Genomic DNA, 22066 nt, shown 5'->3' on the forward strand with positions numbered 1-22066 from the left:
CAATGCAGCATTATTGCACAAATTGCAGTGTCTATACAAAACAGAAATATTGCCCTTTATGCAAACGGAAGCTTTCCGATCAAACAGGAGATAATGAATATTATCCTGTTTATGAAACCAAGGTCAAACGGCGCCGCTTTGCACAGCGTCTTGTCTTATTTATTGCGATTTTTGGCGTTAGTACAAGCTTGTTGATTAATTTACTGACGAACCCGGAAAGATTATGGTTTTTATATGTATTGGGACCTGTGCTGTATGGTGTACTGACTATAAATCACACCTTCCTTTCCAGAGCTCATACCGGATCAAAAGTAGTTCTTCAAGTGATCTCACTATCTGTCATGCTGTTTATTTTAGATGCAGCATCCGGAAGCTCAAAATGGTCCATTCATTATGTTATTCCTTTTCTTGTTACATTGGCTACTTTTTTTGTAACAATTATTGTACTGCGGAAACCGATGAAATGGCGGGAATACATTGGATATATGTCAACGATGGTCATTCTCGGCTTTCTGCCCGTTATCCTATTTTTAAGCTCCTGGTCCACGGTATTATGGCCAAGTGCCGCAACTGCTTTATATGCTCTGTTGACATTGATTGGCATGATACTATTTTCAGAAAAAACAATGAAGAATGAAATTGTACGGAGATTTCATTTCTAAATAAAGACACATGCTTTTTGTTAAATGATAAGCATGTGTCTTATTGTTTCGTATTTCATCATGGGATTTTACAGACTACTTTTCATTTTTCTCCGCTTCTTGCTGAATAATTTCTAACTGTTCTGGAGTAAGCCCAGTCACTTGCGTAATTGTGATATAATCTATCTCCCGTTCTAACATTTTTAGTGCCATCTGTTTCGTGGACTCCTCCAATGCTGACTCAGCTTCAATTCTTCTGCCCTCCTCTTCTCTTCTTTTTGTCTCTTCCTTTGTTCTTTTAATTTCCGCTTCGTCTTTCTCCGCTTTCAATTCATCTTTCTGAGTTTTCAGCTCATCTTTCTGGGTTTCCAGCTCATCTTTCTGGGTTTCCAGCTCATCTTTCTGGGTTTCCAGCTCATCTTTCTGGGTTTCCAGCTCATCTTTCTGGGTTTCCAGCTCATCTTTTTGTATCTCCAGTTCATCCTTCTGAGTTTTCAGTTCTTGCATTTCCTGCTCCAATAACTCTCTATCCCGATTCATGGATTGTTCATCTAAAATTTGCTTCAGGCGTATTTCATATTCCCGGCGCTCTTCCTTTGTACGGCTTAAATCTTCCCAGACACGCATTGCAATATTTAAAGATTTATCCCCCATCGCAATCTCCTCCAATTCTTGGTAGATATCATCGTAGAAATGATTCATTCTTCTGTCGACGACTCCTAATAACAGCAACCAACGGGTTAAGACATCTTCCCATGGATTCAGCTGATTCTTTTTCCATGCGGTGATTAATTTAGGAATTTCCACAAAATGAAATTCGATCATATCAGTTAACGGATATTTTGGGTGAATCTCATGCAATCGGAAAATATTATGGTAGGAATCTGTATCCTGCAACAGGTTAAAATGCATAATGTTAATGCTGATAACAGGATACAATTCTTTATAGCTTTGCCCTTCTTTTAGCTGCTCTGAAAAAAGTCTCGACCAGTAATACAGCGCTCTGTTAATCATATTATACTTATTATTGATTTGAATTTCTATGTTGACCCGTTCTTTATTCTCTGTCTCAACGAAGATATCTAATCTAGATTTTTTATCACCTTCATATTCGCCGCCAATTTCAATATTTTGAAAGATTAGATGCTGGATTGGACTTCTTCCTGATTTCGCTAGAATTGCATTGAGAAAAACGACGGTAATATCCTTATTTTTCTCATTTCCAAACAATTGCTTGAAAGCATAATCCACCTTCAAATCCATTAATTGATGATTTGGTATTTGAAGTAATGCTTTCTTCGTTCGTCCTTTTCTTTTTTGATACTTGTTGTATGATTTGTTATCTTCCTATACACGCAGAGCCGCTTTTTCTGATGAGGAATACACTTTACGCAGGCAAATTTGAGGCATAATAACACATCCTTTTATTATAATGAGGCTGTTTTCTGAGGTGATATTATCTAAAAACATTACACAGAACAAATGTTCTTAAAACAAGGAATTTTTATAAAATAATTTGCACAGATTATCCCTCCTGTATTTCTGTATGTTTTACTTAACTGAAGGTAAAACTAGTTCTATATAAGTTGATAAATGTAACAAAAATATGTTACAAGCTAATCCTTGCACGCTTTACTTCCTGACAATACTAGATTTGATCCATTTGTATGGATTTTACAATTCATACGAATGGATCAAGAGCGCATATCAGGCCAACGAGAAATTATTTAGTTCAGTTTATATAGAAGAATGTAAAGGAGAAATTATAAATGATTGTATTAGAAACTCATTTACCAGGAAAAAGAGGTTTTTATCAAAAATTGAAGCCACACCTAGAAGGGCTTGGATTTCATATAGCCGGAAAAAATAGCAGGAATAGAGGCTGTTTTAATGGGATTCTTACCAGCAGAGGAGAAAGAAAGCTTTATTTATCACTTCCTTATCAAATAATATACGAAGAACATGACCAGCCATCTGCTCAAATTGAATTTGGATGTCCTCTTATCATAAATCATGCTGTTCATTCAGATTCAACCATCGATTGGAAGCTGGCAGGAGAACAGGCAGTACAGCAAATTATTAATCATATTGATAATAATCTCTAGTTGAATTTCAGCTCCCGTTCCAGCATACTAAAAGAAGGATGATAGCCAGATTTCATAGGGAGTGACGTTATGTATCACTTTGTGGAAGAGCAAATTAAAAAGGCAGTGGATGACGGAGAGTTTGAAAATTTGCCGGGCCAGGGAGAGCGCCTGGACCTGCGTGATGAATTTGCCGGATTACCTGAAGAGGTTAAACAATCTTTTCGTATTTTAAAACGGGCAGGCTACCTTTCAGATGAGCAGGAAAAGCAAAAGCAGTATATCTCGCACCGCGACTTAATGCAAATTGCAACGGATGGAGAAAAGCAAGCCGATCTATCAGAAAAACAAGTGGCTTTTCAAATATTGACAAAAGAACGGAAGCTTGATAAAAGCAGTGTTTTTCGTAAATATGCGAGTAAGATCAGGCATAAATTGTTTCGGTAAAAAGGGACTAACCATCCAGTTAATCCCTTTTTTAATTTACATTATACGTTCCATCTCTTTTAACAGCTCATAAGCACCTTCAGATTCATTAGAGCACACAATCATCGTCTTTTCATCGTGCGGATAATGAACTGCACGAAAATTAACTCCCGGATCATATCCCATCTGAATATACTTTATCACTTCTTGATTGTCGTCTAATTCCATATAACCGGAATAGCCGTAATAGATATTTTCTTCCTCATCTACACATTCACGCGCTTGCAGTACCTCCCGGGTCATTTCCTCAGATAACAGCTGGTAACCGGTCAGAGCGTCCCAAAATTTAGCCATATCACGTACGGTAACATACGCACCGCCATCTGAACCGCCTCTAGCAGGAATAGAATAAATATTTGTCTTCCATTTTCCATTAGGCTCTTCTACATAGCCTAAGGCTGTCCGTTCCGGTAAACAATCCATTTCAAAATATCCCGAATCATTCATCCCCGCTGCTTTAAAAATATTTTCTTCTACAAATGAAGGAAAGCTGTAGTTGGCAGCCTGTTCCACAATCAAACCTAATAAAATATAGCCTGAATTATTATATTGAAAGGAACGGCCCGGTTTACCCTGCATTTCTCTATGCTGAAAAAGCGGCAGAAAATCTTTTGGTGTTCTGACGCCATACATGGGGAAATTCTCCCACAACAGCTCAAAATCATCCATCTCTTCTTCATCAAAATAATCCGGTACACCAGAAGTATGCGTTAGTAAATGATGAATGGTAATGTCCTTGTCAAAGTAAGGAAATTCTTCTGACACGCAATCCTGTAATTTTGTCTCAAACGATAATTTTCCCATTTCGACAAGCTTGGCAACAGCAATGGCAGTAAATAGTTTACACCCTGAAGCAATACCAAATCGTGTATCTACCTGATTTTCAAGCTTTTCAGCACGATTTCTGAATCCACTGCTTCCTGTTATTATTTCATCCTGCTTTTTTGCATAGAAAGCTCCTGAAAAAGAAAGTTCTTTTTGCACTTCCATCAGCTTGTTCCTTTTGTTTTCTGTGTTCATTTTTGTCCCTCCTGAAATCCTTTCATATTTTTATTTATGATTTTAAAAAGGATATCAGTTAAGATGTTCATACCATATAACGAATCATATGATTTTCCTCCGTTCTTCATAGAGTTAATATCATTGTACGTTAAAATACAGAAAATTACTACAAATCCAGTTGTTTTTTCGATTATATCTTAAAACAGCCCCAGCTGCTGCGAAGCCAGTCCATCAAACTCAATTCCTAACATCTGCTGCAGCTGTTTAGCATTCCCTGCCGCATGTCTGCCGGAATTATTATTAAACAGAACAATAACTTCATTACTCTGCTTTTCCAGCCTTTTTACCTCTTCAGCTATAACAGTTAATTCCTTTTCACTGTATTCATACAAATAGCGGACTTTCCGCCAATTCGCATTTCCTGAATAATTCCATCCATGCACGTTCCTGCCGTGCAGACGGATAATCGTTTTATCTTTCACTGTTACCACAGGTACAAACGGCACCGATTTCACACCAGCCTGAGGCTCATCAGCAATGGCATGGATCCAGCCTTCCTGCTTCATGAAATCCAGGGTTTGCTGTTGAAATCTTTCTTCATACCAGGATTGATTTCTGAATTCCAATGCAACCGGTATATCTTTCATTTGCTTTTTACAATAACGGATATACTGTACATGCTCTTGTATACAATCAAACTTTGGTGGAAATTGAAACAGCACAGCTCCCAGCTTCCCTGCTCTTTGAAGCGGTTCAATCGACTCCCTGAAAGCCTGGAACATTTCTGCTATCGTTTCAAAAGGATTTTCCTTCTCCTCACCATCATGTCCAGTCATTCCATGAAAGGCTTTCACGATAAATTGAAAATTTTCCGGTGTTTCCTTTACCCATTTTTCCATATTGCGGATAGGCTGAACCGCATAAAAAGAGGAGTCTAATTCTACAACTGGAAAGTGACTGCTGTATTCCTGCAGCTTCTCGTGTGTTTTGGTATCAGCAGCATAAATAGAATCATGATCTCCCCATCCTGTCAATCCAATCTGAATCACTTTTTCACACCTCTCCCCTGCTCTACTCTCTTAATCTTCTTTGTCCCCTTCGTACCATGTATTTTACGAATGGAATAATTATAATGGATAAAAATAAAATCCGAAACAGCTGAAATGACGTCACGACGGTGACTTCAGCCTGGATAGAAGCAGCAATTATCCCCATTTGATCCACACCGCCCGGAACAACACTTAAAAAGCTTGTGGCAAAATCCATAAAATAATGTGCCATCCATTCGCTGATTAAAAATGCTACACCAATTAAAATAACACAGGATCCAACAGCATAAACAATATGTGATTTCATTTTCTTCAATTTATCCCGTTTTAACAATAAGCCCATATAAATCCCAATAAAAAGCTGTGCAATATGTAATAAATTATCCGGCATCACCGGGACTTGAATGGACAACAAATTGCATACCATGATAAGAAATACAGGCCCTAATAAATAAGCGGTAGGAACCTTAATAAACTTAAAAGCAATTCCTGCTATGTAGCATAAAATCAATAAACCAAATAAGATCAGCGAATAGCTTTCCTGCGTTTTATCAGGAGTCGCCCCGCCATTATTACTGGAAACAATAAAGGGAACCATCGTAATAATCGCCAGCAGCCGCATAACATGATAAAACGTCACTACTGTAATGTTCAAATCCTTTTGCTCTTCCGCAAAGACAACCACCTGCTGTAACCCGCCGGGAGCACAACACGTCATCGCTGTTCCAATATCTAATCGTGCCCATTTCGAAACGGCATAGCTGACACCAATAAATAAAATAAAAAAGATAACATTAATCAGAAGCATCGTTGGAAAATAGCGCACCATGTCCTGAAGTGCATCTAAGGTAAATGCATAACCAATCGTATATCCGGCAAAAACCAGGCCGATATTACGAAAAATAGGATTCCATGCCATTTGCCAGGGCGACTTTAATTGAAACAGCAATGTCATCAGCATCGAACCAAGCAGCCAGGGAATCGGCAGGCCAATCAGCGAGAAGATAATAGCTCCTAAGAGACCAATTGCAAATGTTCTCAGGAATAAAAATATCATATAGTTCCCTTCCTTCTCTCCCTATTATAACGTGTTCATGCAAATTCTAAAATCCATTATTTCGTATCTGCAAGTAAAATATTTTAAAAATAAAATGCAAAGAAGAACGTTGTATTAATCTAATTCCTCTTCAATAAAAAACGAGGAATCCCTCTGCTGCCACACATATCTTTAAAATCCGCTTTAAAAACAACTTTCAAAATGACATCATTTTAAATGGTGAATTACCCTATTTCAGCTTTCCACAACTGCTTAAATCGAATCATACTATCAATAGCCGCACCAAAGCTTGTTCATATTGCTTCGTTTTCCATATTCCCTCCATTTCACCATCCTCCCTTTTCTGATTCGTAATTTGTAATATATCTCAGCCGTGTTACATTTCTTCATTGACATACTATGACAGACATAGTAATATACTTATACAATCAATTACTTTGTCTGTCATAGTATTTTATTTGTTATAGATAAGAAGAGTCATCGCAAGACAAGGAGGGGTTTTGTTGGAAGGAAGAATTTCAGCAGATTTATTACGTGGTCATACAGATACGATTGTATTGGGAATATTATTAAAAAACGACGCCTATGGATACCAAATATACAAATCCATCATGGATCGAACAGACGGGCTATATCAATTAAAGGAAGCTACGCTTTATTCCAGCTATAAACGATTGGAAAAAGAAGCATGTATCGTCGCTTATTGGGGAGATGAAAGCCAGGGCGGCCGGAGAAAATATTACCGTATTACTGATAAAGGCCGCATACAATACAAACAAAACATCGCCGATTGGGAATTTACGCAGCGGATTTTGAATCGATTATTGAAGGAGGAGGACAATTAATATGATGATAAAAAAATATGTCGATGATTTATTTCACGGGTATGAATCAACAGCTGAGCTGGAGGATTTTAAAGAAGAAATTATAATAAATTTAAAGGACCGCGTGCAGGATTTAGAAAATGCAGGAAAGTCACCTGATGAGGCATTTGCAGAAGCTGTCTCAGAATTAGGTGATATTACAGCAATTGCTGATGATTTAAGCAGAGAAAAACGAAAGGAAATCATTGGGAAAATGTATGTCGATACAAAACCAAAGCTTTCAGCAGGTTATGCAATTGGCTATACACTTTCTGCAGGAGTCTTATTGTTTGGTATCATTACAGGCTTAATTACTTATTTTTCTGCAGGAAATAATTTATTCATCGCTATTTCCTCCTTCCTGCCATTTGTTGTACCTGCAGGAGCTTCGTTAACCTATTTAGGTTTAACAACAGAAACAGCCGCCAAATATCCAATGAATTGGAAACGGGCACTTATCTATGCCCTTGCCGCCGGTGTCATTTTATTTGGAATTTCTATTTCCAGTTCACACTACTTCATGGAAAACAGTAATCCCGCTGCTATTCTCGGTGTACTGATTCCGTTTGTATTACCTGGTATTCTGGTGATTGCTTTCTTAATACTTACAGAAAAAAAGCGATTCAAGCCATGGTTAATGCAAGAACATGAACGATATCACGAAGCTTATGAAGGATATTATAGAGATACAGAAGAAGTGACTAAGCGAGGAATGCTGTCAGGAGCTTTATGGATTGGAGCGATAGGGGTCTTTCTTCTTATCTGGATATTGACTAATATCCTTTATGCCCTTCCTGTCTTCTTTTTTGCCATTGTGGGAGAACTTTTAATTGAGTATCGTATGGTATCAAAGCATAAACGCAATTCAGCAGCAAAATAATATCCAGGGTCCAATACTATATTTTTATCCGTCAATTTACACCCATATTCTGAAAAGAAATGGGTGTTTTTTTGTATAAAATATTTTTCCTGGAACAAATTAATTCATAAAGATAATCTCAAGAATATAAATCACTCATTTTCGAGGGTTTGATTCTTCTTTTATTGGGTATTATGAGTTTAAATAACTCTCTTAAAAAGAGACTGGAAAGGAAGAATAATCATGAAAAAAACTTTACTTCTATGTCTGACACTGCTTCTTTCCATTACTTTAGCAGCTTGCGGGACAAGCGATGACAGCAGCACAGAAAATGACACAACGAATGATTCAGATACAAGTGAAAATGCAAACGATAATAATGCCGATTCCAATACAGAAGGTGAAAGTACTGACACTAATGATAACAGTGGTGCAACTGGCGGGAATGATGGCTTAGATCTTACAAGTGTATCCTTAAGCGTAGAGGATGCTGTCAGCGCGTTCCAGGAAAAATTTACGGATGCCCGTGTCTCCTCCATTCAATTAGATGAAGAAAGAGGAGAGCTTGTCTATGATATTGACGGTTTCGATGACTCCATGGAATATTCCGCTGAAATCAATCAGTCCGGCGAAATTATAGCCGAGGAGCAGGAGCAGCAGGACGCCGACGACCGCTATGAAGAATTGGCACTCGATGATTACATTACAGCAGAGAAAGCATTATCTACAGCATCTGAGGCTTCCGAAGCAGATGGCATCACTGCCAGAGGCTGGTCCTTAGAATTTGAAAATGGCAGCCCGGTGTATGAAATTAATTTTGAAGATATGGGTTCCCAGGAAGTAGATGTTTATATTGACGCAGAGTCTGGCGAACAGCTGCATGTGGAAGTAGACGATTAATATTTTTTAAGAAAGCAGGCCGGCCTTGAGCTTACGCCTGCTTTTTTCATGTCAGTTTATTTTTAAGATCTTGAAGCAGAGGCTGATGCCGCAAGGATAGCTGCATTAATTGAATCAATCGTTGCTTTGACAGCTTTGGAAACAGGAAAATCTTTACTCATTTGCTTGATCTGTTTTTCTGCCCGTTTGGCTTCTTTCCGTTCCGGGAATACAATGTGAAGCAAATTGCTGATATGGACTAATGACATTAATTAAACCATGTTTTCCCCTCTTATTCAGTCTCTATTTTTAATATTGCAGCATTAAAATACTTTACGTTGATAAATAAATTGGCTGATTACCCAGGATATGAGATATAAACCAATTGCTATAGCTGCTCCGCTAAAATAAAGCATGGTTGTTGATAGGCCTGCAATAAAATTTGTAATTGTTGCAAGATGTTCCTCTAAGAAACGGGCAGCAGGTTGAAAGCCTATTGCTAAAACAATCATCCCGATAAACATCACTACTCCGATATAAGCAGGCTTTAATATATAAAATAATGGGAACGCGAAAGCTGCGAAAATGAAGAATAATCCAGCCGCTATAGCGATATCCATCATGTTATAGCCATAATCAAATAGATAGAGAACACCTCCTGCCATCGCCATCGATAAAATCATATATACCATAGCTCCAATATACCTGGACGCAACAATCAGCTTGCGTGTATATGGCAAAGAATTAAGAAGAATATTTGATTCTGCCATTCCATCATATACATAGGCATTTGCCGATATATAAGCACCGGCTACCAGAAAAATTAAAATCGGACTAATATCTCTTGCAAAGAAAACCAAGAAAATAATAAGTGAAATAAATAGGAGAAGCTGTGTTTTTTGTATAATCAAATCTTTTTTTATCAAATTAAACATTTTGATGCTTCGCTCCTTTCGCATAAAACATAATATCCTCTAAAGTAGCTTCCTCAATCACAACACGATTCCCCAACAAAGTCTTTACCTCAGCAACATCATTTGTTAATGCCTGGAAATCATAGGAAGAACGCTCTGTTTTTATAAACAGCTTTTCTGTATCCCGGTTAAGTAAATCAATACTTCCTTTCACTAAAGCATAACGATTCTGGACATCTTCCATCGAATCATTGAAAAGTATTTTCCCCTTTTGAATAAACGTAATATAATCGGCAATCCGCTCTAAATCACTGGTAATATGCGTGGAAAAGAATAACGTTCTTCTGCCATTCTCCATAATGTCCTGCAGGATGTCTAAAAGCTCTCTCCGGAAAACAGGATCCAATCCCGCTGTCGGCTCATCCATCATAATAAATTCTGCATCATGGGATAAAGCCATTGCCAAGGATGCTTTCATCTGCATCCCTTTTGAAAAAGTTTTAATTGCTTTATTTAAAGGTAATTCAAATATCTTGATATAGTGATAGAATGTCTTATCATCCCAATTTTTATAAGCTGGTGCAATTATTCGCCGTATATCTTTTAAATTTAAACTTTCATAAAATACATTGCTATCATAGACAAAACCCATGCGCTCCTTAATTTCTTTCTCATTACCAGCATAATTCATTCCAAAGATTTTTACTTCTCCTGCATCAGCCTGTAAAAGATTCATCATCAGCTTCATTGTCGTTGATTTCCCAGCTCCGTTAGCCCCGACAAATCCTGTTACATACCCTTGTTTTATTTGTAAATTGATATTTTCTAAGGAGAAATCTTTAAAACGTTTGGTCACATTTTTAAATTCAACTATATTTTCCATATCTACCACTCCCTGATTAAAATTTTTATACTCTTCCCAGTTTCATTCCCATCTTGAAAAATCTGCTTTCAAGATGATTTCTTATTTTTCTTAAAAATAATGCTCAGAATCTCTGCTGATACACATATTAATATCGCAGCCAAATGTAGAAACGTAACAAAATTAAAAAATGGATAACTATAAAAACGGAAATACTCTGTAAATAATTTTGCGTTTAAAACGTTGTTAATAAAATTTGTCTCGCGAACATTGGGCTCCCAGCCAGTTCCATCCAAAAGCATAAATATAATTTGAACCAGGAGAAGAACTCCTACAGTGACTACTATTTCTTTAAGCTTCTTATTGCTTAATAATCTTGTTTTCTCTACCATTTCAATTCCCCTTTATATAATCCTTACATTTTAAATCTAATATTGTATATATACTATATTAACATTATATACATTATTAAAACAGGTTTTTATTTACTTTTCAACAGTTAAAATGATTTTTTTATAAAAAAAAAAAGAGACCTCAGCTTTATGCTTAAGATCTCTAATCAATGTCTGTGCAGGGGTTATTGCCATTAATTTTAAAAAGTTTTCCGTTGATAAATTATTTGGCTAATTATCCAAGAAGCTGCGTACAGCGCCGTGACAATACCTGCACTGCTTAAATAAATTGCAGAAGAGGACACACTAACAAGAAAATCAACAACTGGAGTTAAGTACTCTTCAAAAAATATAACTGCCGGGCCACTTAACACAACAAACAAAATAAATCCTATCGTAACTGCTGTCCCAATATTACCTGGTTTCAATAGATAAAACAGAGGAAAACTAAATGAGAAAAGGGTAAGTGTTATTCCTGCTCCAATGGCTATATCAGCCCATGTGAAAGGACGATTAAACACATAAAAAAGTGCTGTTGTGATGATAATAGATACAGCCATATAAAAAATAGCACCAATATACCTGGAAGCAATGATTTGCGTACGTGTATAAGGCAAAGAATTCAACAAAATATTTGTTTCTGCCTTCTCATCATATGAATAAGCATTGATTGGAATAAAAAAACCGGCAAATACAAAAATAAAAAAAGCTGACATGTGTGAGCCTGCGAAAATAAAGAAAAGGATACATGGAATGAATAAATACAGCTGAAATTTCTGTATAATCAAATCTCTTCTGATTAAATTAGTCATATTGATTTTGTACTCCTTTCATATAAAACATGATCTCCTCTAAGGATGCTTCTTCAATGACAACATGCTTGCCGAACACTTCTTTTACTTTCGCTGCATCCTTTGTCAAAGCATGAAATCCGTTTGGAGAACGTTCTATCTTTATAAAATGGGGTTCTGTGTCTGAATCAAGTAATTCTGTGCTTCCCTTCACTACTGCATACTGCTCCTGCAGCTCATAAACAGGTTTATCAAAGAGGATTTCTCCCTTATCAATCAGAACAATAAAATCTGCAATCCGCTCCAGGTCACTTGTGATATGTGTGGAGAAAAGAATCGTTCTTTTTCCGTCAACCATTACTTCCTGGAAAATATCTAAAAGCTCCCTGCGAGATGTCGGATCCAGCCCTGCCGTGGGTTCATCCATAATAATTAACTCTGCATCATGCGAAAGAGCAATTGCAATAGAAGCTTTCATCTGCATCCCTTTAGAGAATTTCTTAATCGGTTTATTTAAAGGCAGCTCAAACTGGTCCACATATGCTTTAAATTGCTTTTGATCCCAGTTTTTATATGCAGGTGCAACAATTCTGCCGATATCCTTCAGATTCAACGATTCATAAAATACATTACTGTCATAAACAAAGCCGATACGGTTCTTTATTTCTTTTTCATGACTGGCATAATCCAGACCGAATACACTTACTTCTCCACTATCTGGCTGCAGCAGATTCATAATCAGCTTCATTGTCGTTGACTTGCCGGCACCATTCGCTCCAATAAATCCAGTTACAAATCCTTGCTTTATTTGTAAATCCATATTATTTATCGTGAATGCTTTCAATGCTTTCGATACACCACGGAGCTCTATCACATTTTCCACCCCCATCACTACTCCTCGTACAACAGCTTTAATAATTCCTGCAGTTCTTCATAAGGCAGACCGATTTCTTTACTATTAGAAATAACCGCGCTCAGCTGCTCTTCAATTACTCTTAATTTCTTCTCCCGAATCACATCTAAATTTTGTTCAGCAATAAACGAGCCTTTGCCGACAATGGAATAGATAAATCCCGCTTTCTCCAATTCTTCATAGGCCCGTTTTGTTGTGATGACACTTATTTTCAAATCCTTTGCCAGCTGTCTGATCGAAGGCAATGCATCTCCCTCCGCCAGCTCGCCTGAAAGAATTGCTGTTTGAATTTGTTTTAAGATCTGCTCATAAATTGGCTCTTTGGAGCTGTTTGATATGATAATTTGCATGTCCATACCTCATTTTTCTAATTGTATATCTACATTATACACAGTATAAAAAGGATTGGATAATTTCGTCAAGCTAAACTCTATGAGCATCAATTCATTTAAAATGAATATTGAAGAACAAATATGTACGCTGCAGGGTAATTTAAAAGTATGATAGATCAATCGCTTTTGGAAACACTTGAAAAAAACAGGAATATGGTCTGCAGAACAATGATAACCAAACTAAGAAGAGTGATGAAATTATAAATATCTGATGTGTAAAAATGAAATAAATCGATAAACCACGCTGACTCCATAATACTGTCCCGAATTCGCATTAAGAATAAATTATCATCGCGTAAACTTGGACTCCAGCCTATTTTATCAAAAATAACAAGCAGAATTTGGACACCAATTAAAACGCCTGCAGTACTTAACCAACCTTTCCAGGCTCTATGATTTGAAGTTTTTTTCATAATTCACCTTCCCCCTTAATGTATATATACTTTATAAACAATATACACAAATTAAACCATCTTTTATTATTTTTTTCAAGCCTAAAAAAGACCTTGAATAAATTCCAAGATCTTTTAACAGTTGTTTAGTCCTTCAATTTAATGCAGATTGCTGCACCAGCTTCTGCTTCTCTTCTTCAATCTTTCCTTTATCTATTCTTTCAAAAAGCGGCACGACCTTGTTCACCTGCTGCGGAAGATAACTTATTTCTTCCCAGCCCAGCTCTTTGATCGATAGCATTTCCTGAACCTGTTTTGTAGAATAAGGTAGAAAAGGATACAACAGCTGCGTTGTATTGACAATAATATATACACAGGTTGCTAATGTTTTATCCGCTTCTTCAGGATTTTCTTTCACCTGCTTCCAGGGTGCCTGAACATCAAAATACTTATTTGCTTCCCGTATAAAATCAAATACCTCCGTTAATGCCTGCTTCAGCTTCCCTGTTTCCACAAGCTCCCCAACAGCAGGATAGAGTCCTTTTACTTTATCGCCGATTTCCTTTTCTAAGGCTGCTTGAGGGATATTCGAATCATTATTCTTCTCAATAAACTTCAGTGTCCGATTGACAAAATTTCCATAAGCCCCCAGTAGTTCACTGTTATGACTAAGGATAAATTCCTGCCAGGAGAAATCAGCATCACGGTTTTCAGGAGCATTCATGGTCAGGAAATAACGCAGCGAATCTGGATGGTAGGTATCCAATACATCCTTTATCCAGACTGCCCAGTTATTGCTGGTAGAAATTTTTCTTTTTTCCAGCGTAACGTATTCATTGGAAATAATATGAGTGGGAAGCTGTTTAATTCCCAGGGCAAATAATAGAGCCGGCCAGATAATGGTATGAAACGGGATGTTATCCTTTCCATGTACATAGTAAGCTTTTATGGAGTTATCAGGCCGCCACCATTTATCTATATCCTGCTGTTGCTCCTCTCCCCATGCTTGACTGGCAGTTAAATAACCTGCAACTGCCTCCAGCCACACATAAATTTTCTTCCCTTCGAATCCTTCTACAGGAACATCAATCCCATTAGGAAGGTCTCTTGTCATTGCTCTTTCCCGCAATCCTTCCCGTAAATATCGCTTGGTAAATCGAATTGCATTATCACGCCATCGCTCTTCTTTGTCTGCTTGATTGACTAAGGAAGTAAGCTCATTTGAAAAATTGTCAAAGGAAAAATAATAATGCGCAGTCTCACGTATCGTTGGTTCTTCACCACAAAGCTTGCATTTTTTATCCTGCAGATCGAGCGGGTCAAGAACTGCAGAACAATGATCACACTGATCTCCCCGTGCTTTTTCTCCACAGACTGGACATCGTCCTTCTACAAAACGGTCCGGTAAAAAGCGCTTATCCTTTTCGCAATATGCCTGTTCTGTTGTTTTCTCCTCCAAATACCCTTTATCAAGCAGATCTAAAAAGATTTTCTGTACTGCCTGATGGTGGAATGTGCTATCTGTTCTCGTATAATAATCATAGGAGAACCCTAATTTTTCAAAGATGTCCACAAATTCCTGATGATATTTTTCAGCAATAGCCTCCGTTGTTGATCCTTCCTGGGATGCACGGATAGAAATCGGCGTTCCATTACAATCACTTCCGGAAACATACAGAACCTCTTCTCCCTTTAAACGATAATATCTTGCTAAAATATCCCCCGGCAATAGACTTGCGATATGCCCTAAATGAAGGGAACCATTTGCATACGGCCATGCGCCGCCGATAAATACAGCCATTTCCAACACTCCTTAATTTTATAAATTCAATAGATACAGTTATGAGACAGGACCTTTTTCAGCAATAAAAAAAACGCCCTAAGCTTTCTATATCAAAGAAAGCTTAGGACGAGTATTCCCGTGTTACCACCTAAATTTCACAGACTGCTCACACAGTCCGCCTCTGTCTGTACGTCTGGTGAGTTATCAGCAGATTATACAGTTGCTGTTGTAACGAGTGCCTCTCGTCGCAGCCTACTATCCATTCAGGAGTTCAGTGCGCAGCTCAAAGGTCATTGTTCGATTTGGGGATGGCTGCCTCATTTCCACCAGCAGAGACTCTCTTTTAGCGCTTCCCAATCTACTTTTCCTTCTCATTGCCTGTTTAACTATTTGTTTCAGTTTACTCTTATTGGACAGTATTATCAACTTTTTATTTAAAATGGAGTATCCTGCCCAGATCTTATGCGTAGTGAAGTAATATTATTCTTCCAGCTTAAACACGCGAGTTGCCTCGACAGCTTTTTGCCAGCCTTTATATAATTTTTCACTTTCTTCATTATCCATTTTATCTTTGAATGTTTTCTCTACCTTCCATTGCTTCGCTATTTCTTCCTGGCTCTCCCAGAAGCCGACAGCTAACCCGGCCAGATAAGCAGATCCAAGTGCTGTTGTTTCCTGAATCACTGGCCGTTCAACGGTGACATCCATAATATCGCTTTGGAACTGCATTAAGAAATCATTTTTCACCGCTCCACCGTCTACACGAAGTGTTTTTAATTCCATCTCTGAGTCTGTCGCCATCGCCTCTATCACATCTCTAGTCTGATAAGCCAACGATTCTAATGTTGCACGAATAAAGTGTTCTTTCTTAGTCCCTCTTGTCAGTCCAAACACGGAACCCCGTGCATCACTATCCCAATATGGTGTTCCTAAACCAACAAATGCCGGTACAACATACACACCGTCTGTGGACTCTACACGCTTCGCAAAATCTTCACTTTCCGGACTGGATTCAATCATTCTTAAGCCATCACGCAGCCACTGAATAGCAGAACCTGCAACAAAAATACTTCCTTCCAGTGCATAGTTTACTTTTCCATCTACACCCCATGCGATAGTAGTCAGTAACCCATTCTTAGATTCCACAGGCTCTTCACCTGTATTCATTAATAAGAAACCGCCTGTGCCATATGTGTTTTTCGCCATTCCCTGTTCAAAACATGCCTGTCCAAATAAAGCAGCCTGCTGGTCACCGGCAATACCTGCAATCGGAACTTCCGCACCAAAGAAATGGTAAGATACCGTTTTTGTATATTCTTCAGAAGACGGACGAACCTCCGGAAGCATCGACTTTGGTACGCCCAAAATGTCTAGCAGCTCTTCATCCCACTCTAAGTCATAGATGTTAAACATTAATGTTCTGGCAGCATTGGAATAATCCGTAACATGAGTCTTTTTACCGGAAAATTTATAAATGAGCCACGAATCAACGGTGCCGAATAACAGGTCGCCGGCTTCTGCTTTCTCTCTTGCTCCCTCTACATTATCCAGAATCCATTTCACCTTGGTTCCTGAGAAATACGGGTCAATCAAGAGACCTGTTTTACTGCGGAATGTATCCTCATATCCTTTTTCTCTTAGCTCTTTACAAATAGGCTCTGTCTGACGGGACTGCCAGACAATCGCCTTATAAATTGGTCTGCCTGTATTCTTATCCCATACAATTGCCGTTTCGCGCTGATTGGTAATTCCAATCCCTTCTATCTGACTCGCTTCAATACCTGTTTTATTTAATACTTCTGCGATACAGCCGAGCACAGATGTCCATATCTCGTTTGCATCATGCTCCACCCAGCCTGGTTTCTGAAAATACTGTTCAAATTCCTTTTGAGCTGTATCGATAATTTCCCCTTTATTATCAAATACAATCGCCCGTGAACTGGTTGTTCCTTGATCAATTGAAAGAATATATTTCTCTGCCATCCCTGATCCCTCCATTTTTAAATTTAGAAAATTACCTGATTTAAAAGTTCAGGTTTACTTTTTACGTATAGTACGCCCTCTTATATTTCATTCCCTTAATTCTTTTTTCTATTCCTATTTATGAAACAGAATGCTGCGTCCGCTTTTGTTCATTTACAAAAGCTGTTGCAAATATAACAACAACTACTACAGTCATAATCCAAAATCCTGCGCCCATACTTCCATCAAAGAAAGCATGATAGAAAAAGGCACCGTATACACCGCCGATAATTGTTCCAATCACAGGTATCGGTGCATAGCTCCAATCCGATCCCCCCTTGCCTGCTATCGGTAAAATAGCATGTGCAATTCTTGGGCCTAAATCCCGGGCCGGGTTAATCGCATAACCCGTCGGTCCGCCCAGCGACATCCCGATCGCGACAATTAATAAACCAACGATAGCTGGATTTAATCCCTCTGTGAATTCGTTTGCACCAATAAATAACAAGCCCATAACCAATACAAAAGTTCCGATTATCTCACTTACTAAATTGGCCGGATAACTTCTAACAGCCGGACCTGTGGCAAATACCCCAAGTTTTGCCCCTTTATCCTCCGTTTCTCTCCAATGCGGGAGATACTGAAAGTAAATAATAATCGCGCCGATAATCGCGCCAATTAGTTGACCAGCCAAATATGCCGGCACCTTTGCCCATGGAAATTCTCCAATTGCAGCAAAGCCTAAAGTTACTGCCGGATTCAGATGGGCATCAGATATATTCCCTACTGCATAAACCCCCATTGTTACACCTAAGCCCCATCCTAATGTAACCAGTACCCAGCCGGCGCCAGCCGCTTTTGATTTTTTCAATTCCACACCAGCTACGACTCCAGCACCTAAAATGATCAGAATCATTGTACCGATTAACTCTGCCATAAATTCAGACATGCTTATCGCCCCTTTGTTAAATAGATAGTTCAACTTGAACTTCACAAGTTCGGGAATAAGAAAAAAGCTCACACAGATGTAACCGCATTCTCCTTACTGAGAGGGCGGCCTACTGTGTGAACTTGATCTCCTACACAATCCTTAACTTGTCTTTTAACACCTTACACCAGAATTAAAACGCTGTCAATAACTTCAATTTTTAACCTGTACAAGTTTTCTATAATTTTAAGCTTATTATCCCAGGCTAAAAAAAGACCTAAACTCCCTGCATAATAGGAAGTTTAGGACCTGTATTATCTTTCAGGACAGATGTTCACGTTTTTTGCAAATGCCAATTTTTACCTGCCCATACAGCTATTTAATTTTTTTAATCAGGATTGCCATTTTCTGCTTCTAAATCGTCTTCGTATAAATTACTGCGGATTTTAAAGAACTCAAAGGCATGTGTCACAAATACTTTCAAAAGTGCGTAGCCTGGAACAGCTAATAAGATACCGACAACTCCAAATAAATTTCCGGATGTCAGGATAATAAAGATGATTGTAATTGGATGCACGCGAAGGTTTCTTCCCATAATCTGTGGAGAAATAAACTTTCCTTCAATAAGCTGTACAATTGTCCAGACAATAATCAGCTTGATAACCATAAATGGAGAAGTAACAATTGCAACGATTAGTGCAGGAGTAATCGCAATTGCCGGTCCAAGATAAGGAACTACATTCGTAAAAGCAGCGATCAGTGCCAATACCGGCGCATATTCCAGCCCAATGATGGTAAAGCCGATATACATCAGCACACCTATACAGAAGGCAACAATAATTTGTCCGCGAATAAAGCTGCTGATTTGATGATTCATTTCCTTCAAAATGTCAAGGGTCGACTTCCGCATAGATACTGGCAGAAATTTAATGAAATATCCTGGCAGCTTTTCTCCATCCTTCAATAAATAAAATAGGATAAAAGGCAGTGTGATAATTGCCAGAACAATCTCTGTCACAGCTCCAATGACATTGCCAATATTAGAAAAGGCGCTATTCATTATGTCAAGCGAACGATCAGATAATTGTTTAGCAAACCCCTGCAGGTCAATATATTCTACCAATTGAAACTGATTAATAAAATTCCCGCCGATAAAATCATTTACCATTTTCTCAATATCTGAAATAAATGGAGGCAGACTAGTTATGAAACTTGTAATCTGATCTCTTAAAAAAGGAAAGACAGAGCTGATTAAAATAGTTAAAATTCCGATAATAACCAGATATAACCCAAAGATAGAATAGATCCGCTTCACCTTTTTCTTTTCCAGGTAATTAACAATTGGATTCAATAGATAATAGAGAATCGCAGATAGAATAATTGGCAGCAATACTGTTTTCAAAAGCACAACAAATGGTGTGAATACAAATGAAATATGTGTGAAAATAAGTATATTTAAGCCAATTAACAATAAGATGACTAAAAATACCACAAAGCGGTTATTTAAGAAAAAACGTTTAAATAAATCTATTTTATCGTTAACTGATTTCAACGCAGCACCTTCTCTTCTCCTCGTAATTCTATGTTACTTCTATTATATCGCAAAAAACGACAGGAATCTCTATCCAGCTCACCAATTTTTGCACATTAAAAAAGTTAAAAATTTTAAGAAATGTTTATCAGGGACTGAATAATCACATTGATTTTCGGTGAGGCGAGTAATCGCAAAAGCTTTTCGGTGGGGCGAGTAATCGCAGTCCCAGTCCCAGACCCAGTCCCATGAAAGGCATTCACCTGACAACGCAGTGAATGCCTTCTTTTGCTAAAGTTCATTCTCTAAAACTAGCAGCTTTTCATAGGCATTCTGTCTTGCTTTATCATAGTCTTCCTTCTGTTTCTGCAGCTTTTGCAGCTCTTCTACTTCTTTTGTCCCCGTCATCCTCAGCTCTATTGCATAAATTTCCGCTTCTAACTCTTCAATTTGCTTCTCCAGCTTCTCTATCATTATTGACGGATTCTCTATACTTTTATACGATTTTTTCATATTTTTGCTTGTTATTTTAACAGAAGAAGATTGCGCTGCCTGTTTTTCTGACAGCTGCTCTTTCCGCTTTTCCTTTGCCCATGAATAGTTCCCCAGATATTTCGTTATTTGTTTATTTTCTATCCAGTATAAATAATCAAACTGTTTATCTAAGAAATAACGGTCATGGCTGACGGCAATCAGACTCCCTTCAAAGCTTTCCAACGTCTCCTCCAAAACTTCTCTCGAATCAATATCCAAATGGTTTGTCGGTTCGTCCAGGATGAGTGTATTGATATCCTGATGCATTAGCTGCGCTAGCCGGAGACGCATTTTTTCACCGCCGCTTAATTGCGTTACTTTCCGAAAAACATGCTCCCCATAAAAGAGAAACTTTGCCAGGATATGTCTTGCTTTGCCTTCTGTCACCGAGACGGCTTCACGAAAGGTTTCGAGTACTGTCTGGTCAGAGGCAATATCATGAAACACATGCTGAGACAGGTATCCATACTTTACATTACTGCCAATAATAACCTCTCCCTGATCCGGTTCCAAATTACCGAGCATGAGCTGAATAAGCGTTGATTTCCCCGTTCCATTCTCGCCGATAATAGCAACGCGATCCTGATAGCGAATATGCATATCTGCATTGGCAAAAAGCAGTTTTTCTCCAAATTGCTTTCGTACACCAGTCATCATCATTACGTCTTTGCCGCTCCGTCCTGAACTATCCAATTCCATTTGCATCTTTTTCCGGTTCAGCTGCGGCTTATTCAGTTTATCCATCCGCTCCAATGCGCGCTCCATATTTTTTGCACGCTTATGCAGTCCCTCGTTTGGCGGATTGGCCCGGTTTGCCCACTCTCTCAAACGTTTAATTGCTTCTTTCATCTTCTTTATTTTCTTCTGCTGCTCTTCATAATCCTGAAACTCCCGAAGCAGCCGTTCTTCCTTTTCTTTCACATATCCGGAGAAATTCGTATGATAAACAGCAAGCTCTCCATCTTCTAAATCTAAAATTCTTCCCACTACCTCATCCAAAAAATAGCGGTCATGCGAGATAACAACAATCGTTCCCTCATAGTTATTCAGAAATTCACCAAGCCATTCCACAGCCTGCAGATCCAAATGGTTTGTCGGTTCGTCTAATAAAAGTAAATCCGGGTCCTGGAGGAGTATTTTTGCTAAGCCGACTTTTGTTTTTTCTCCGCCGCTAATTTGGTCAAAAGGCATCTGCAGCAAATCATGAATTTGTAAACCAGTCGTAATCCGGTCAATATTTGCTTCTAATTCATATCCGCCCAGCACCGTAAAACGCTCCTGAGCTTCTCCGTATGCGCTGATATTTGCAGCCAGCTCCTGATCTGAGCCAGGATTCTGCATAGCCTGCTCCAATTTCTCCATTTGTTTTTCCAATACTGTAATTTCCCCGCTTGATTGTTTTAAGACATCCAATACACATACACCTTCGTCTGAATGAGGGATTTGTTCTAAATAGCCGATGCTTATCGCTTTCTTCCAATGAATATTCCCTTCATCCTGTTTCGTGATACCAGCCATTAATCGTAATAGTGTACTTTTACCTCCTCCGTTTCTTCCGACAATACCAATACGTTCCTTCTGTTTTACTTCTAGAGATAAATTTTCAAATATTATATTTCCGCCGTACATTTTCTTTACTTGATTCAGTTGGCAAATCATTGTTTATTCTCCTTTATCCTCTCTGCATGAAGATAAGGCAACAAAAAACACACAAAGAGCTGTCCTCCCTGTGTGCTTGTATGGTTGTTTCAT

At 38.3% G+C, this 22066-nt stretch carries 23 protein-coding genes and 1 other annotated feature; of the genes, 6 read left to right on the forward strand and 17 right to left on the reverse strand.

Going from position 1 to position 22066, the window contains the following annotated elements; translation table 11 throughout:
- Positions 1 to 2: 2 nt before the first annotated feature.
- Positions 3 to 662 carry a DUF6320 domain-containing protein gene (locus BN1068_RS20190; RefSeq protein ID WP_077604624.1) on the forward strand — a complete coding sequence of 220 codons (660 nt, stop codon included), beginning with the start codon at positions 3 to 5 and terminating at the stop codon, positions 660 to 662.
- Positions 663 to 737: 75 nt separating this feature from the next.
- On the opposite strand, the gene BN1068_RS20195 is transcribed toward BN1068_RS20190, so the two are convergent.
- Positions 738 to 1892 (reverse strand): Rpn family recombination-promoting nuclease/putative transposase, encoded by a 1155-nt coding sequence (locus BN1068_RS20195; protein WP_175637210.1) that lies wholly within the window; start codon positions 1890 to 1892, stop codon positions 738 to 740.
- A 518-nt stretch (positions 1893 to 2410) separates the two neighbouring features.
- Between BN1068_RS20195 and BN1068_RS20200 the strand changes: the two genes are divergently transcribed.
- The gene (locus BN1068_RS20200; RefSeq protein WP_077604626.1) at positions 2411 to 2746 is read left to right on the forward strand and encodes a YugN family protein; all 336 of its coding nucleotides are present in this window, start codon (positions 2411 to 2413) and stop codon (positions 2744 to 2746) included.
- A 69-nt stretch (positions 2747 to 2815) separates the two neighbouring features.
- The gene (locus BN1068_RS20205) at positions 2816 to 3172 is read left to right on the forward strand and encodes a DnaJ family domain-containing protein (protein ID WP_077604627.1); all 357 of its coding nucleotides are present in this window, start codon (positions 2816 to 2818) and stop codon (positions 3170 to 3172) included.
- A 36-nt stretch (positions 3173 to 3208) separates the two neighbouring features.
- On the opposite strand, the gene BN1068_RS20210 is transcribed toward BN1068_RS20205, so the two are convergent.
- The 3 genes from BN1068_RS20210 to BN1068_RS20220 all read right to left on the reverse strand — a co-directional run bounded on the left by BN1068_RS20210 (position 3209) and on the right by BN1068_RS20220 (position 6319).
- Positions 3209 to 4231, reverse strand: coding sequence for a serine hydrolase domain-containing protein (locus tag BN1068_RS20210; protein WP_077604628.1), 1023 nt, complete (start codon positions 4229 to 4231; stop codon positions 3209 to 3211).
- 179 nt (positions 4232 to 4410) lie between these two features.
- Entirely contained in the window at positions 4411 to 5262 is an 852-nt protein-coding gene (locus tag BN1068_RS20215; protein ID WP_077604629.1) for a DUF72 domain-containing protein, read from the reverse strand.
- Between the two features lie 22 nt (positions 5263 to 5284).
- Positions 5285 to 6319: an AbrB family transcriptional regulator gene (locus BN1068_RS20220; protein WP_077604630.1), complete on the reverse strand. Its 1035-nt coding sequence runs from the start codon at positions 6317 to 6319 to the stop codon at positions 5285 to 5287.
- Positions 6320 to 6819: 500 nt separating this feature from the next.
- Between BN1068_RS20220 and BN1068_RS20225 the strand changes: the two genes are divergently transcribed.
- The 3 genes from BN1068_RS20225 to BN1068_RS20235 all read left to right on the forward strand — a co-directional run bounded on the left by BN1068_RS20225 (position 6820) and on the right by BN1068_RS20235 (position 8941).
- Positions 6820 to 7164, forward strand: a complete 345-nt coding sequence (locus BN1068_RS20225; RefSeq protein ID WP_397334265.1) for a PadR family transcriptional regulator — start codon at positions 6820 to 6822, stop codon at positions 7162 to 7164.
- Between the two features lies 1 nt (position 7165).
- On the forward strand, positions 7166 to 8062 hold the full coding sequence (locus BN1068_RS20230) for a permease prefix domain 1-containing protein (RefSeq protein WP_254846841.1): 897 nt from the start codon (positions 7166 to 7168) through the stop codon (positions 8060 to 8062).
- Between the two features lie 222 nt (positions 8063 to 8284).
- Positions 8285 to 8941: a PepSY domain-containing protein gene (locus BN1068_RS20235; protein ID WP_077604633.1), complete on the forward strand. Its 657-nt coding sequence runs from the start codon at positions 8285 to 8287 to the stop codon at positions 8939 to 8941.
- A gap of 62 nt (positions 8942 to 9003) precedes the next feature.
- On the opposite strand, the gene BN1068_RS20240 is transcribed toward BN1068_RS20235, so the two are convergent.
- The 13 genes from BN1068_RS20240 to abc-f all read right to left on the reverse strand — a co-directional run bounded on the left by BN1068_RS20240 (position 9004) and on the right by abc-f (position 21973).
- Positions 9004 to 9189 carry a GOLPH3/VPS74 family protein gene (locus BN1068_RS20240; RefSeq protein ID WP_077604634.1) on the reverse strand — a complete coding sequence of 62 codons (186 nt, stop codon included), beginning with the start codon at positions 9187 to 9189 and terminating at the stop codon, positions 9004 to 9006.
- Positions 9190 to 9243: 54 nt separating this feature from the next.
- Entirely contained in the window at positions 9244 to 9855 is a 612-nt protein-coding gene (locus BN1068_RS20245; RefSeq protein ID WP_077604635.1) for an ABC-2 transporter permease, read from the reverse strand.
- Complete coding sequence (locus BN1068_RS20250; protein ID WP_077604636.1) at positions 9848 to 10717, reverse strand: ABC transporter ATP-binding protein; 870 nt, start codon at positions 10715 to 10717, stop codon at positions 9848 to 9850. The genes BN1068_RS20245 and BN1068_RS20250 overlap by 8 nt, the downstream gene beginning before the upstream one ends.
- A gap of 68 nt (positions 10718 to 10785) precedes the next feature.
- Positions 10786 to 11088, reverse strand: coding sequence for a YfzA family protein (locus BN1068_RS20255; protein WP_077604637.1), 303 nt, complete (start codon positions 11086 to 11088; stop codon positions 10786 to 10788).
- Positions 11089 to 11288: 200 nt separating this feature from the next.
- A complete protein-coding gene (locus tag BN1068_RS20260) occupies positions 11289 to 11900 on the reverse strand; it encodes an ABC-2 transporter permease (protein ID WP_077604638.1) in 612 nt (203 codons plus the stop codon).
- Positions 11893 to 12762 (reverse strand): ABC transporter ATP-binding protein, encoded by an 870-nt coding sequence (locus tag BN1068_RS20265; protein ID WP_077605179.1) that lies wholly within the window; start codon positions 12760 to 12762, stop codon positions 11893 to 11895. The genes BN1068_RS20260 and BN1068_RS20265 overlap by 8 nt, the downstream gene beginning before the upstream one ends.
- Positions 12763 to 12770: 8 nt before the next feature.
- On the reverse strand, positions 12771 to 13142 hold the full coding sequence (locus tag BN1068_RS20270) for a GntR family transcriptional regulator (protein WP_077604639.1): 372 nt from the start codon (positions 13140 to 13142) through the stop codon (positions 12771 to 12773).
- 158 nt (positions 13143 to 13300) lie between these two features.
- Positions 13301 to 13597 (reverse strand): YfzA family protein, encoded by a 297-nt coding sequence (locus tag BN1068_RS20275; protein WP_077604640.1) that lies wholly within the window; start codon positions 13595 to 13597, stop codon positions 13301 to 13303.
- Between the two features lie 133 nt (positions 13598 to 13730).
- A complete protein-coding gene (metG, locus tag BN1068_RS20280) occupies positions 13731 to 15377 on the reverse strand; it encodes a methionine--tRNA ligase (RefSeq protein WP_077604641.1) in 1647 nt (548 codons plus the stop codon).
- A 101-nt stretch (positions 15378 to 15478) separates the two neighbouring features.
- Positions 15479 to 15743, reverse strand: a binding site (T-box leader).
- A 96-nt stretch (positions 15744 to 15839) separates the two neighbouring features.
- Complete coding sequence (glpK, locus tag BN1068_RS20285; protein WP_077604642.1) at positions 15840 to 17342, reverse strand: glycerol kinase GlpK; 1503 nt, start codon at positions 17340 to 17342, stop codon at positions 15840 to 15842.
- Positions 17343 to 17460: 118 nt separating this feature from the next.
- Positions 17461 to 18270: an MIP/aquaporin family protein gene (locus tag BN1068_RS20290; RefSeq protein ID WP_077604643.1), complete on the reverse strand. Its 810-nt coding sequence runs from the start codon at positions 18268 to 18270 to the stop codon at positions 17461 to 17463.
- A 367-nt stretch (positions 18271 to 18637) separates the two neighbouring features.
- Entirely contained in the window at positions 18638 to 19801 is a 1164-nt protein-coding gene (locus tag BN1068_RS20295) for an AI-2E family transporter (protein ID WP_077604644.1), read from the reverse strand.
- 270 nt (positions 19802 to 20071) lie between these two features.
- The gene (gene abc-f, locus BN1068_RS20300; protein WP_077604645.1) at positions 20072 to 21973 is read right to left on the reverse strand and encodes a ribosomal protection-like ABC-F family protein; all 1902 of its coding nucleotides are present in this window, start codon (positions 21971 to 21973) and stop codon (positions 20072 to 20074) included.
- Positions 21974 to 22066: the final 93 nt, after the last annotated feature.

Source organism: Oceanobacillus sojae (assembly GCF_900162665.1).
In the GTDB taxonomy this organism is placed as follows: domain Bacteria; phylum Bacillota; class Bacilli; order Bacillales; family Amphibacillaceae; genus Oceanobacillus; species Oceanobacillus sojae_A.

Excerpts from the sequence above, each read along its gene's own strand:
- BN1068_RS20200 (WP_077604626.1), top strand. The coding sequence starts at position 2,411 with ATGATTGTATTAGAAACTCATTTACCAGGAAAAAGAGGTTTTTATCAA.
- BN1068_RS20290 (WP_077604643.1), bottom strand. The coding sequence starts at position 18,270 with ATGTCTGAATTTATGGCAGAGTTAATCGGTACAATGATTCTGATCATT.
- BN1068_RS20190 (WP_077604624.1), top strand. The coding sequence starts at position 3 with ATGCAGCATTATTGCACAAATTGCAGTGTCTATACAAAACAGAAATAT.
- BN1068_RS20230 (WP_254846841.1), top strand. The coding sequence starts at position 7,166 with ATGATGATAAAAAAATATGTCGATGATTTATTTCACGGGTATGAATCA.
- BN1068_RS20270 (WP_077604639.1), bottom strand. The coding sequence starts at position 13,142 with ATGCAAATTATCATATCAAACAGCTCCAAAGAGCCAATTTATGAGCAG.
- BN1068_RS20210 (WP_077604628.1), bottom strand. The coding sequence starts at position 4,231 with ATGAACACAGAAAACAAAAGGAACAAGCTGATGGAAGTGCAAAAAGAA.
- metG (WP_077604641.1), bottom strand. The coding sequence starts at position 15,377 with ATGGCTGTATTTATCGGCGGCGCATGGCCGTATGCAAATGGTTCCCTT.
- BN1068_RS20240 (WP_077604634.1), bottom strand. The coding sequence starts at position 9,189 with ATGTCATTAGTCCATATCAGCAATTTGCTTCACATTGTATTCCCGGAA.
- BN1068_RS20255 (WP_077604637.1), bottom strand. The coding sequence starts at position 11,088 with ATGGTAGAGAAAACAAGATTATTAAGCAATAAGAAGCTTAAAGAAATA.
- BN1068_RS20250 (WP_077604636.1), bottom strand. The coding sequence starts at position 10,717 with ATGGAAAATATAGTTGAATTTAAAAATGTGACCAAACGTTTTAAAGAT.
- BN1068_RS20205 (WP_077604627.1), top strand. The coding sequence starts at position 2,816 with ATGTATCACTTTGTGGAAGAGCAAATTAAAAAGGCAGTGGATGACGGA.
- BN1068_RS20245 (WP_077604635.1), bottom strand. The coding sequence starts at position 9,855 with ATGTTTAATTTGATAAAAAAAGATTTGATTATACAAAAAACACAGCTT.
- BN1068_RS20220 (WP_077604630.1), bottom strand. The coding sequence starts at position 6,319 with ATGATATTTTTATTCCTGAGAACATTTGCAATTGGTCTCTTAGGAGCT.
- BN1068_RS20275 (WP_077604640.1), bottom strand. The coding sequence starts at position 13,597 with ATGAAAAAAACTTCAAATCATAGAGCCTGGAAAGGTTGGTTAAGTACT.
- abc-f (WP_077604645.1), bottom strand. The coding sequence starts at position 21,973 with ATGATTTGCCAACTGAATCAAGTAAAGAAAATGTACGGCGGAAATATA.
- BN1068_RS20260 (WP_077604638.1), bottom strand. The coding sequence starts at position 11,900 with ATGACTAATTTAATCAGAAGAGATTTGATTATACAGAAATTTCAGCTG.
- glpK (WP_077604642.1), bottom strand. The coding sequence starts at position 17,342 with ATGGCAGAGAAATATATTCTTTCAATTGATCAAGGAACAACCAGTTCA.
- BN1068_RS20235 (WP_077604633.1), top strand. The coding sequence starts at position 8,285 with ATGAAAAAAACTTTACTTCTATGTCTGACACTGCTTCTTTCCATTACT.